Here is an 11,973-nt window from a genome sequence, read left to right on the forward strand (position 1 = left end):
GAAACTCCTTCGACGCAAACAGATTTGCGGGTTACCTCAGTCGAGGGTGGTGTTGCCGTGACCACGCAACGCGTGCACCCGTACCGCGGTAGTGGCGCGCTCGACGTCACCGCTGGCCAGGTCGTCGAGCAAAGTACGGTGCTGCGAGACGGGTTCGTGCCCCGATTGCTGGACGTAATCGTCTGTCGGGTAGAGAAATGCCTGCCGCGCGAGGAATGACGACGTGGTCGACGAAAACGCGGCGCGGTTGACAGCCATATGCAGTTCGAGGTGGGCCATGGAGTACTGCGGGCTGCCCACACCGTGATCGTGCAGAGCATTCCCCAGCGGCGTCAGCAAGGCGTAGAGCGAGTCCCAGTCGATCGACTGGGTTTTGGCGCTGATCATTCTGGCGGCGACCTGGTCGAAGGCGATTCGAAGCTCGTGCAGTTCTGCTCGGGTAGTGGCATCGACTTCGACCACGATCAACTGTCCGCGGCGCACTCGTTCGACGAGTCCTTCACTGGTCAATCGCTGGAGAGCCTCGCGGATAGGGGTCCGGCTGACGCCGAGTTGTTCGGCGATCTGTTCTTCGACCAAGCGGATGCCACCGGCGTACACACCGGTAGTGATCTGCTGACGCAGACATAGATACACGCGGTCACGGGCGCTGACAGGTTCGTCGGTGCGGGTCGAGCCGAGGGTTTCGAATGCGGTCACGAGATCCTCGCTGTCAACAGGGCGACTCGGCACGCGTTGGTGGCACGCTGCATGAACGTTCCCGACATGACGTTCATACCGGCTTGCAGCGCCGTGGTCTGCAGGGTGGAGATGCGATTGTTCAGATCGAAGTAGCTGTTTCCCGGGGCGAGCAGTTCCGGAAAGTCGAATACGAACGGCTCGGTTTCGGAGGCGTCGGTCTCACCCCAGGTCGTGGTGTTCACGATCAGCGAGGGCGCGGTTCCGTCGAACAACCCGCGGATATCGTCCGGGGCGGTTGCTTCTGCCTCGAACCGGCCCGCCCATGCCTCGAGTGCGGAGGTGTTACGGGCGCTGCCGATCAGCCGCGCCGTCGGCCACGCTCGGCGGCAACCGAGCGCAACCGAGTTCGACGATCCACCCGAGCCGAGGACCAGGATCGATGCGGGGGCTCGACCGCCCATAACGGTCTCCATGGCGGCTTGGGCCGCCCAGCTGTTGGTATTGACCCCGATCACACCATCGGCGTAGCGGACGATGGTGTCCACGACGCCGGTCCGCGTAGCCGAGACGGTCAGAGTGTCCAACTGTGTGGCTACCTCCTGCTTCCACGGACTCAGTACCAGGGCAAGCTCCCAGCGAGAGTCCGCGAACAGCGCGCTCGGATCCGGAAATGCAAGCGTATCAACGACTTCGATGCCCTGCCGCGCGAGCGGGTCGAGTAGCAATCGACCTCGCAGGGCGTGCGTGGCGGTGGTGCCGATTCCTGCGATGACCGCGGGGCTGGTGGTCGGCCGCGTATCCGGCGTGTCGCGCACTTCGCCGACGCAGTGCGCAACGGCGCTGTGCATTGTGGCCGCGCCGGCGCCGCCGTGGAGCAGGATAACCTGGCGGTCGGTCACAGCATTTCCTGTCGTGGTTCTGATGATCATGTGCGGAGCTCCCGGTGAATCAGTGCGTGGCGAGCGGTGTGCGGGCGGGGATCACCTGGCGGCCGGCCGGCGCTCCGATCACTTCCCCCTTCTCGAAGATCAGGTTTCCACGCAGGTAGGTCGCGACAACCGCACCGGTGAGCGGCCATTCGTTGTACGGAGTGACGTTGTGCTTGGAATGCAACGATGTCTGATCGAGGACGAACTCGGCCGTCGGATCGACCAGTACGAAGTCGGCGTCGAATCCCGCCGAGATCTGGCCCTTGGTGGACATAGACCAGCGCTGTGCCGGTGTGTACGAGCACAGACGCACGATGTCCTCGACGGTGAGCTTGCCTTGCGCCGCGGCGGTGAGCAGCAACGGAAGCATCGTCTCGACACCGATGAACCCGCCGTAAGCCTTCCACACGTCGTCCTCTTTCTGTTCGTCCGCGGTGTGGGGGGCATGATCGGTGGCAATGATGTCGACGTCCCCGCGGCCGATTCCCGCCCACAATGCCTCGACGTCGGCAGCCGGGCGGATCGGAGGGTTGAGCTTGATGAGGTTGCCGTAGGTGTCGTACGCGTCCTCGTCGAGGAACAGGTGCGAGACCAGGGCTTCGACGGTGACCCGATGTCCTCGAGCCCGCAGGTCCATCACTCGCTGCAATCCTGCGGCCGACGAGAGATGGTGGATGTGGAGCTCAGTTTTGGCTTCGGTGGCCATGGTGATGATGCGGGTGACCGCTTCGACCTCGACGAAGTCGGGGCGGCCGTCGAGGTGGGCACGTGGATCACGCCGCCCGCATGCCTGTAGGCGGTCGCCGAACATGCGCAGCAGGTGGTCATTTTCGGCGTGGACACCGACGACGAGGCCGGCGGCGGCAGCAGCTTCCAAGCCACGGAAGATCGCGGCGTCGTTGGGGCAGCGGTTGTCCCCGGTGGTCTGGCCCATGAAGAGTTTGAACCCCATGGCACCGAGTTCGGCCATGGCGGCGATCTCGTGATCGTTGTCATGGTCGAGCATGCCGTAGAGGCCGAAGTCGACGTACGCCTTGTTCTTCACCAGGTCGAGTTTCTGCCGGAAGCGCTCAGCAGTGGCGACGGGAGGTTTCGTGTTCGGCATGTCGACGACGGTGGTGACGCCGCCAGCGGCGGCGGCGCTGGTGCCGCTGGCGAAGTCCTCCTTTTCTGTCATACCGGGCTCGCGCAGGTGCACGTGCATATCCACGAGCCCGGGCAGGACCAGCAGTCCGGTTGCGTCCACTGTGGGCACACCGGCCGCGGCGAGGTCGTCACCGACAGCGACGATCCGGCCGTCGCGGATGGCGATGTCCTGGCGACGGCGTCCGTCGTGCGAGACCACTGTTCCGCCGGTGACGACGAGATCGGAGGTGGTGGGAGGTGTCATGACTGGGCCTTCCGGTGCGGATCAATCGTTGCGAGCGACGGAAGCGTGCTCAGGACAATGCGAGGTCGGGGTTCTCTTGGTATACCTCGCGGATAGGGCCGAGTTCGAATAGATCGTCGACCGACAGGTGCAGACCGCCTGCGGCGATGGCCTTGATGTTGGCAGCGGCGGTTTCGTCGGAGAATGTCAGGATCTGTTGTCCGGCTTGCCCGTTGCGTATCAGGTCGTTGCCGGCGATGCAGGACGCGAGTGTGGTCTTGGGGTCGAGGCTGAGGTTCTTGCCATACTCGTTGACAGTGATATCGGTGGCCAGCTGCGGGTTGGCGAGGACATCCTTCCAGCCGCGTATCTCTGCTTTGAGGAAGGCCTTGACCTTGTCGCGGTGGTTGGCGATGTTGTCCTGGGTGGTGATGTAGGTCTGGCCGACCAAGGGAAAGCCGACGTCGGCGAGGAGCATGGTGTGCACGTCGAAGCCCTTGTCGCGCAGCTCGATGGCTTGGTCATTGACGTAACCGAGGTAGCCGTCGATCTCGCCGGCGGTCATGCCGATCGGATTGCCTTGGACGGGAACGGTGTTGATGCGGGAATTGTCCAGGCCTAGAGCGGCGATGAAATTGCGCCACACCGGTTCAGAGGAGGAGGCGCAACCGATTGTCTTGCCGTACAGATCTGTCGGAGTTTCGATCGGCTTGGATGCCATCGACATCACACAGCCGGCGTAGCGCTGGTAGGCGGCGCCGATAATCTTCAGTGGTGCGCCCTGCGCTACCGCAGAGGCGACGATGGGAACCTGGGATACACCGGCAAAGGTGCGGGTGAGGACATCGGATTCGATCGGCGGTGCGGTCGGTCCGCCCGGAATGAGCTCGGATCCGCTGAATCCGGCCTGGGAGTAGTAGTCGTTCTTGTCGGCGAAGTAACTGCCGGCGAACTCGGTGTTCTTGATCCACGCCAGTCGCAGTGAGGCGACTCCGAAGCCGTTCCCGGTTGTCGTGCCGGATCCGCTGGAGACGCAGGCGGTGAGGATCGTGGGACCGGCGACTGCGATACCGCCGAGTGTCAGTCCTCTGGTGAGGAATTTGCGGCGGTCGAATTGTGAGGACATGGTGGCTCCGTGTTGATCGTTTGCAGGGCGTGGTGAGGTGGGTTCAGCGGGGTCCGCGCATGCGGGATCCGACGACCATTTCGACGACGGACACGAGCTGGTATAGGGCGACGCACACGACAGTCAGGACCACAACCGAGGACCACAGGCGAGCGAATTGGAATTCGTTGGCGGCCTTGAGCATCTGACCTCCGAGACCTTCGCCGGTGGCGAGCCATTCGGCGAGGAGCGCGCCGACCACCGAGGCCGTCACGGCGAGGCGGGCGGCGGTGAACCACGTGGGAATCGCATGTGGGAGGGCCACTTTGAGAAAGGCCGATAAGGTCGATCCGCCGAACGCGGTGACCATGTCGATTTCGGTACGAGGTGTGGATCGCACCCCCTGGAGCATGGTGAGCAGCGCGGGTACGACGACGATGGCCGCGCCGATGACGGCGGTGCCCAGTGCGTCGCGGCCGAAGATGAGCACCAGGATGGGGGTGATGGTGACCATCGGGATCGCGTGCAACGCTGTCAGACTCGGGATGAACATCGTTTCGACGGTTCGAGAGAAGTAGAAGAGCAGGGATATACCAGCCGCGAGCACCAGGCCGAGGATGTACCCGTATGACGCATCGGTGAGCGTACGTACCAGGTTGTGGGCGATATCGGAACGGTTGGCGGTGGCGTCCGGTGCGGTGACCAGATAGTTCCAGACATCGGCCGGTGACTTCGCCACGAACGGGCTCACATTCACCAGACGTAGGAATACGGTCCAGACGATCACGATGGCGACGACCGCACCGACGAGAGTCGCCAAACTGCGAGCAACGTCGCGGGCGAGGGTCCCACTCGGTTGTGGCAGCGCGGTGCGGACGGGTGCGGTATCGACGGTAGTGCTCATGCTGTGGCTCCGGAGGTGCTTGCCGCCCAAGGGGTGGCGATCTTCTCGACGGCGGCGACGAGGAGGAAGCCGATTCCGGCGAGCAGGCTCGAGACGAGGGTGATGCCCCAGGTGCGAACGACGTCGCTGTCCTGTTGTGCGACGACGAGGGCCGCTCCGAGTCCGCGTTCGCGACCCATGAACTCGCCGATGACCGTCCCGAGGATCGCCGCGGGGACGGCGATCTTCAGAGATGTCAGTATGTTCGGGAGCGCGGAGAGCAGTTGGACCTTGCGCAGCACTAGATATTTGCCGCCGCCATAGGCGCGGACGAGATCTTCACTTGCAGAATCGGCTTGTCGCAGGCCGTTGATGGTCCCGACGAGGGTGGCGAAGAAGACCGAGACAGCGGCCATGATCACCGACGTCACAGGCCCGTTGAAGCAGGCGGCGAGGATCGGGGCGATGGCGATCAGCGGGATGCAGGCTGAAGCGATACCGACCTGCAGCACAAGCTTTTCCAACGCCGGCACAGTCATCACGAGCGCGGCGCAGGCGATCGCGGCGACGTTGCCCCAGAAATATCCGACCGTCGCCGAGGCCAGCGTGACGGGCACATGCAGGCCGTAGAAGGCCGTGCCGTCGGAAATCACGCCCCTGATGATCTCGGCGGGTGCCGCGATGTCGGGTCCGAGGATTCCGGTCATACCGACGATCTGCCAGATGACGAGGACAATCAGTGAGCCGGCGACGCCCAGGAATCTGTTGCGGTTCATCGGTCCTGACCGCCTGCTGCGGCAAGGGTGGAGATATCCTCGGGTGCGGAGCCGAACAAAATAGCGGAGAGCAGGTCGACGTACTCGTGGAATGCGCTGGTGCGCATCATATCCGGGGTGCGGGGTCGTGGCAGGTCGATCTTGACGACCTTCTGCACGCGGCCGGGCCGCGCGCTCATCACCACGACCGTGTCCGAGAGGAACACCGCTTCCGCGATGCCGTGGGTGACCATCAATGTCGTCGCGGGCCGATCGGTCCAGATGCGAAGAAGTTCGATGTTCAGGTTCTGTCGCGTCATATCGTCGAGGGCGCCGAAGGGTTCATCGAGCAGCAAGACACGGGGTTTGACGACCAGCGCGCGGGCGATCGCCACGCGCTGACGCATACCGCCGGAGAGCTGTGCGGGTCGGGCATTCTCGAATCCGGTGAGGCCGACGAGGTCGATCAATTCCTGAATAAACTCGTCGCTGACGGTCTGCTTGGCGACCTCCAGCGGAAGGCGGATGTTCGAACGCACCGAGCGCCAGGGCAGCAACGCCGCATCCTGGAACGCGATGCCCAGATGGTGATGCTTGCGCATCTCGTTCGGGGTCTCGCCGTGGACCAGTGCGAGTCCCTCCGTCTGGGGTTCGAGCCCGGCCAGGATGCGCAGGATGGTGCTCTTGCCGCACCCTGACGGGCCGAGAAGGGTGACGAACTCGCCCTTGTCGGAGTGGATGTCCACCCCGTCGAGAGCAGTCAACTGCGAGCGACCCACGGTGAATTTCTTGGTGAGATTGCCGATATGGATCCCTGGTGCGGTAGGCGAGACCATGCGTTCTCCTTTAATCTGAGGGGGATCCACCTGCATCCAAGCTTGGATCCAAGCCTGGATCCGAAAGTTAGAGCCGTAATATTTCGTCCCGATGAACCGCGGATGCACCTCAGTTACGTTCTGCTCACCGCAGTCTGGAGCTAGTCGACGCTGATCCCCACCGTTCGGGGAAGACGCCGTGGGCCAGATGCACGCACGGCGGCGGAACGGCTGACCCGTCGAAGGAGTTCCATGACCGCCACCGCCACTACTGATCCGTCTCCTCGAGCCGATCTCGGTATCACCGACGCGTTGGTCGTCGACGACACCGGAGCGGTGCGATCGGTCGACATCTACGTTCGCGACGGATCGGTGGTTTCGATCTCGGATGCCGGACGCGGCCGGGTGTCCGCCCGGAAGGTCGTGCATGCGGCCGGCGGGTTGACTCTGCCCGGTTTCGTGAACTCCCACTCTCATTCGTACGGCCCGCTGTGTCGCCATGAGGGTAAGAACCTGCCCCTCGAGCCATGGATGATGTACGGGTGGGCAACCACGGTGGGACGCACTCGCGAGGAGGTCCGCCTCACCGCTCAACTGCAAGCTGTGGAGGCCCTGCTCACCGGCACTACCAGCATGCTCGACCACCTGGCGGGCGCGATCGAAGATCAAGAGGCCGCCCTCGATGCATACGAAGAGATCGGGATCCGAGCCCTCGTCGCTCCGATGATCGCCGATATCCGTCTGCCGGAGACGGTTGGTGCCGCTCCATCGTTATGGCCCGCGAGCTCCCGCGCGGAGGACCCCGCACTCGATCAGCGATCCGCCCGCGACCTCATCGATGCGACCGTCGCTTTGTACGATGGATGGACCTCACCGAGCGGGCGGACGGGTGTGATGTTCGGCCCGTCAGCACCGCAGCGCTGCAGCGATGAGATGATGCGCGAGATCGCTGACATATCTCGAAGCAGAGGTATCCGGGTGCACACCCATCTTCTAGAGACGCGGGTACAGGCCGGCATCACGCCGCCGAAAGGTTTCGGCTCCTGGCTGGAACTGCTGGACGATCAGGGGTTGCTGTCCGCTCGCCTGAGTGCGGCTCACGGCGTCTGGGTCAGCCCTGGCGGCATCGAGTTGGCTGCAGGGCGCGCAGCCACCTTCGTGCATAACCCGCAGAGCAACCTTCAGCTCGGCAGTGGTGTTGCGGACCTGACCGAATGGCGGCGCCAGGGGCTTTCAGTGGCCCTCGGCACCGACGGCGTCAACTGCGGTGGATCGATGGACATGGTCTCGTCGATGAGATTCGCTACGGTACTGCACCGGCCAAGCCGGCACGACCCGAGCACCTGGGAGACGCCGCTCTCGGCGCTACGTCTCGCAACTGCCGGTGCCGCGGCGCTCGGCTTCGGGCGCGGGCGGCTCGAGGTCGGCGAGCCGGCGGACTTTTCGATCTTCCCCACCGATACCCCCGCCTATGCCTCGGGTGAGGATCCGCTCGCGACCCTTGTTCTGAGTGCGTGGGACCATTCGGCGCGCACCGTGGTCGTGGCCGGTCGCGTGGTCGTCGACGATGGCCGACTGACGACGATCGATGAGACCGCGCTGCTAGCGAGCGCTCGGGAGGCTCGAGCCAAGCTCCTCGCCCGCAACTCCCACCTCGCTGAACTCGCGCGAGCCCAGGAACCGTTCTTGACCGAGCTGACGCGAGCGGCCAAGGCGAATCGGCCGATAATGCCGTTCACAGGAGTATGAGAGAGCAAGCAGGGTGTAGATCTGCGTCCACGAGCGAATCGCGTCCGAAAACGTGGACAACGCCGGATCAGGACAAGTAGCAGCGGTCCATCATCCTCTGCCAGGTCCATCGAACTCGTGGTGGGCCTACGCGCTGACCCTGCGCTTGCCGAAAATGTCATCCGGCCAGGTGAGAGCTTTGGAGGCCGGTACGGACCCCGGCAGGGCGGCCATGGTTGAACAGGTCGCAGTGGCCACCCGGGAAGCGGTCACCACGACATGATGACCAGCTGCGCTATTGCGACCGGCCTACCTGACGGTGACGAACATCTTTGCGGTGCTGCGCCTGCTACCGACGAGCGACCGGGACAAAGACACCGAGATCTTGACCTTGCGCCATCAGATCGCGGTGCTGGAGCGCCAACTGGGCAAGCAGAAGGTGCAGTTCACCCCGAACGACCGCGCCTTCCTCGCAGCACTGCTGCACCGCCTGCCGCCGGAGCTGTCCGCCAGGGTGGTCGGCGCGATCTTGGCGTAATGCTGTGTCGCCGAGGGACTTCGATGGCCGAGCCAAGCTTGGAGTTCGAATAGAGTCATTGGCTCCTTGGCGTTGTAGAGCTGGCTGGCGATGGTCGATCTTGCCCGGTGGCTGGCGATGTTGCCGCGGACGTCAGCGGTCGGCACGCCCGCTTTGGTGCAGAGCGCCGGGATTATGCGAATGTTCAAGTACTGCCTGCCGATTCCCTGGGCGCGGTAGGAGAACAGCAGATGCACCCGTTCGCTGGTTTTGTGGTCCGCGACGGCGGGTTGTGTCGGCCGGACCGCTTCCCAGGCGGCGATGGCTTGGCCGACCATGTCCTGGTCCTTTACATGACACCTACGTGGTGATCGATCGCTCAGGCGACGTGGTAGGCGCTGGGGGTAGTGGTTGCTGACCGAACTGTTGACCACGAGGGTCTGTGCCCAGCTCGCGCGCGCCTTACCTTTCGGAGCCGCCACGTCGAGAGTGCTCTGGTCGTCAGCCAGGCAGAGGAAAATGGCATCACGCTCGTTGCCTACGTCATCCGCCGAGCCGATGACCCTGGCGCCTCGCTCCTCGAGCGCAGCTGCCCGGCCGAAGGTCCGGTTCCACACGCTCATCGTGCCCCTTGTCGAGCAACCGCTCGGCAAGCGCGTGCCCCATCCTGCCCAGTCCAATGATCGCTACCCGCATGGACTGCTCCCTTGCCTGCGCCCAAGCGATGGCGCCTCGCCAGGTCTCTCATAGGCGTCGTAGCCGATACCGTCAACCGAACCGACCTCGACGGAGAGGTGAAGGACCTTGCTGTCCACGGTGCCCGCGTTACCGAGCTCGTGCCAGTTCCCGCGCGGGATGAGCGGGATGAGAAGGAGATGTCCGGGCGATACCTCGGCGGGGGATCCCGCCGCGTCGAGAAACTGCACCGTACCGCTCAACGGAATGACGACCATGTCAGCGTACGCGTGCCGGTGCATGCGGTGGACGAAACCGGGCGGGAATGTCATGTGGTCGAGGACCACGCCGTCGGTCCCCGTGAGCGCCTTGCTGAGAAGGTGCCGGTTGACCTGATCGCCGGTGATGTCCCACCTGGTGAATACCTCCTGCTCGGTCTGGTCGATATCAAGCAGCCTCACTTCTGACATAGCCACCTACCTCCTATCCAATCCGCCGCCTTTGCCTCATGCATGAGCGTCTTCGACCGGTCGGAGCGGCGGATCTTCTGCTGTTGCGGAAGGCGAGTTGCCGAGCAGGACAAGGACATTCAGTCCTGAAACGAGCCACCGACATCAACCGCACCGGCCGCGGCCACTCCGAGCAGCGTGTGGCCGTTGGCGCAGCGCACCTGCGCCTGGTCGTGCTCAACGCCTGGGCCGGATCTCGACATCGACGCAGTGCTGATATCAGTCGGCGCCTGCTACACGCGTCGCCCCGGCGCCGACGAAGTCATCGCGAGACTCGTACGCGGTTTTCCGCGCTCAACATCCAGGCCTGCTTCTCGAGCTGGTCGATGATCGTGTGCAGCAGGTCGGAGGTGGAGGGGTCCTCGGCGTCGACCTCGTCGTGAACCTCCCGCATGACTCCGGCAGTGTGACGCAATTGCGCGGTAACCGCGTCCACGATGACGCTGGTGTCCAGTTCGCCCGGGTCAATGGCCGGTTGGTCGGCGTCGGCGACGGTGCGGAGGCGGCCATCGGGAACGGTGTCGAGTGCACGCATCCGTTCGGCGATGGTGTCGCTTGCTCCGCGGGCGTCATCGACGATCTCGTCGAGTTGAAGGTGCAGGTCTCGGAAGTTGTGGCCGACGACATTCCAGTGGGCTTGCTTCGCATTGAGGTGAAGCGCGATGAGGTTGACCAGGACGCGCTGCAGATGTGTGGCGAGCCTGGTGGAGTCGCGGAAGCCATTGGTTGAGTCGAAGCCGGACATGATGTTCTCCCTTCGATGCGAGGGCGGACTATGCGAGCCACAGATTCGAGGCCGACTTCGATATGTATGGTCGGCGGGTGAGACATATCCCTGTTGGCGAGCGCGACATTGATGATGCTGTGCGGCGATACGCACATCGGATGCCGTCGAGGCAGTGGCCATTTCTGCGACCAACAAAGTCTACGACTGGGCACGGCCGCAGTGAAAGTCCCGAACCCGCGACGGCCTCCGATATGGAATCGCGACATCTTCCCGCCTCCCGCGCGGTGCCACTCGGTCGAAAGGTCGTACGGCGTGATCAAACCTTTACCTATCCGTATCTTGCGGCAACCGTCACTGCCGGACGGAGGCAGACCACGACCGTGTCTTACATGGTTGTGATTCGTTCCTGCTGCGGTGAGGGTGTGTGTGCTGCATGATGTTTGGTCGTGGTGGATGCGTTGTCGCGGCGGTTGGTGCCGGACGAGTTGTGGGAGCTGGTGGAGCCGTTGCTGCCGGAGTTCGTTCCGCGTCCGCAGGGTGGCGGTGTGGCTCCGGTGGATCAGCGGGCGGTGTTCACGGCGGTGGTGTACGTGTTGACCAGCGGTTGTGCGTGGCGGATGCTGCCGGGATCGTTCGGGGTGAGTGTGCCCACGGCGCGTCGCCGGTTCGCGGTGTGGACCGAGGCCGGGGTGTGGCGGCGGCTGCATCGGGCGGTACTGGACGAGCTGGGCGGGCGCGGGTTGATCGACTGGTCGCGGGTGGTGGTCGACGCGGCGAGTGTGCGAGCGAAAAAGGGGCGATCTGACCGGCCCGAACCCGACCGACCGCGGCAAGGCGGGTCGAAACAGCACATACTGTCCGATCGCGCGGGAATCCCTCTGGCGGTAGCGGTTTCGGCCGCCAACGTGCACGACTCGCAGGCGCTGCGGCCGTTGGTGAAAGCGATTCCGGCGGTGCGGTCGCGACGCGGGCCACGCCGCCGACGGCCTGGCAAGTTGCATGCCGACAAGGCTTACGATCAGGCCGAACTGCGGCTGTGGGTGCGCCGGCACGTTATCGCGGTCCGTATCGCGCGCAAGGGAATCGAGTCCGCCGAGCGCCTGGGCCGCCACCGCTGGGTGATCGAGCGAACAGTGTCGTGGCTGACCGGCTACCACCGGCTCAATATTCGATACGACCGCAAGGGAACTCACTACCTGGGCTTCCTGACCCTGGCTGCCGCGCTCACCGGCTTCAAGAAACTGACGAAGGCGAAACCATCCATGTGAGACACGGTCTAA

13 protein-coding genes are annotated in these 11,973 nt (G+C 64.0%); 3 read left to right on the forward strand and 10 right to left on the reverse strand.

Features of this window, described 5'->3' with window-relative positions; translation table 11 throughout:
* Positions 1–36: 36 nt before the first annotated feature.
* From NM2_RS37780 to NM2_RS37810, 7 genes are all read right to left on the reverse strand, one after another.
* The gene (locus NM2_RS37780; RefSeq protein WP_067679651.1) at positions 37–699 is read right to left on the reverse strand and encodes a GntR family transcriptional regulator; all 663 of its coding nucleotides are present in this window, start codon (positions 697–699) and stop codon (positions 37–39) included.
* A complete protein-coding gene (locus tag NM2_RS37785; protein ID WP_157121627.1) occupies positions 696–1,580 on the reverse strand; it encodes a hypothetical protein in 885 nt (294 codons plus the stop codon). The genes NM2_RS37780 and NM2_RS37785 overlap by 4 nt, the downstream gene beginning before the upstream one ends.
* Before the next feature lie 49 nt (positions 1,581–1,629).
* Positions 1,630–3,000, reverse strand: coding sequence for an allantoinase AllB (gene allB / locus NM2_RS37790; protein ID WP_067679657.1), 1,371 nt, complete (start codon positions 2,998–3,000; stop codon positions 1,630–1,632).
* Between the two features lie 49 nt (positions 3,001–3,049).
* Complete coding sequence (locus NM2_RS37795) at positions 3,050–4,105, reverse strand: ABC transporter substrate-binding protein (protein ID WP_067679659.1); 1,056 nt, start codon at positions 4,103–4,105, stop codon at positions 3,050–3,052.
* A 43-nt stretch (positions 4,106–4,148) separates the two neighbouring features.
* Positions 4,149–4,988 carry an ABC transporter permease gene (locus NM2_RS37800; RefSeq protein ID WP_084531980.1) on the reverse strand — a complete coding sequence of 280 codons (840 nt, stop codon included), beginning with the start codon at positions 4,986–4,988 and terminating at the stop codon, positions 4,149–4,151.
* A complete protein-coding gene (locus NM2_RS37805; RefSeq protein ID WP_169816317.1) occupies positions 4,985–5,620 on the reverse strand; it encodes an ABC transporter permease in 636 nt (211 codons plus the stop codon). Before NM2_RS37805 ends, NM2_RS37800 begins: the two co-directional genes overlap by 4 nt.
* A 119-nt stretch (positions 5,621–5,739) precedes the next feature.
* Complete coding sequence (locus tag NM2_RS37810) at positions 5,740–6,558, reverse strand: ABC transporter ATP-binding protein (RefSeq protein WP_067679708.1); 819 nt, start codon at positions 6,556–6,558, stop codon at positions 5,740–5,742.
* Positions 6,559–6,789: 231 nt separating this feature from the next.
* Here NM2_RS37810 and NM2_RS37815 point away from each other — a divergent pair, with 231 nt between their 5' ends.
* Positions 6,790–8,286, forward strand: coding sequence for an amidohydrolase family protein (locus tag NM2_RS37815; RefSeq protein WP_067679664.1), 1,497 nt, complete (start codon positions 6,790–6,792; stop codon positions 8,284–8,286).
* 298 nt (positions 8,287–8,584) lie between these two features.
* Positions 8,585–8,803 (forward strand): hypothetical protein, encoded by a 219-nt coding sequence (locus NM2_RS53505; RefSeq protein WP_218026075.1) that lies wholly within the window; start codon positions 8,585–8,587, stop codon positions 8,801–8,803.
* A gap of 522 nt (positions 8,804–9,325) precedes the next feature.
* Here the strand turns inward: NM2_RS53505 and NM2_RS53165 are convergent.
* From NM2_RS53165 to NM2_RS37830, 3 genes are all read right to left on the reverse strand, one after another.
* Complete coding sequence (locus NM2_RS53165; RefSeq protein ID WP_157121630.1) at positions 9,326–9,478, reverse strand: NAD(P)-binding domain-containing protein; 153 nt, start codon at positions 9,476–9,478, stop codon at positions 9,326–9,328.
* On the reverse strand, positions 9,469–9,927 hold the full coding sequence (locus tag NM2_RS37825) for a cupin domain-containing protein (RefSeq protein WP_067679667.1): 459 nt from the start codon (positions 9,925–9,927) through the stop codon (positions 9,469–9,471). The genes NM2_RS53165 and NM2_RS37825 overlap by 10 nt, the downstream gene beginning before the upstream one ends.
* 301 nt (positions 9,928–10,228) lie before the next feature.
* On the reverse strand, positions 10,229–10,711 hold the full coding sequence (locus NM2_RS37830) for a Dps family protein (RefSeq protein WP_067679670.1): 483 nt from the start codon (positions 10,709–10,711) through the stop codon (positions 10,229–10,231).
* A gap of 428 nt (positions 10,712–11,139) precedes the next feature.
* On the opposite strand from NM2_RS37830, the gene NM2_RS37835 reads away from it, so the two are divergent.
* Positions 11,140–11,961 carry an IS5 family transposase gene (locus tag NM2_RS37835; protein ID WP_067679671.1) on the forward strand — a complete coding sequence of 274 codons (822 nt, stop codon included), beginning with the start codon at positions 11,140–11,142 and terminating at the stop codon, positions 11,959–11,961.
* Positions 11,962–11,973: the final 12 nt, after the last annotated feature.

Origin of the sequence: Nocardia miyunensis NBRC 108239 (assembly GCF_001613065.1) — a bacterium.
Lineage (GTDB): Bacteria > Actinomycetota > Actinomycetes > Mycobacteriales > Mycobacteriaceae > Nocardia > Nocardia miyunensis.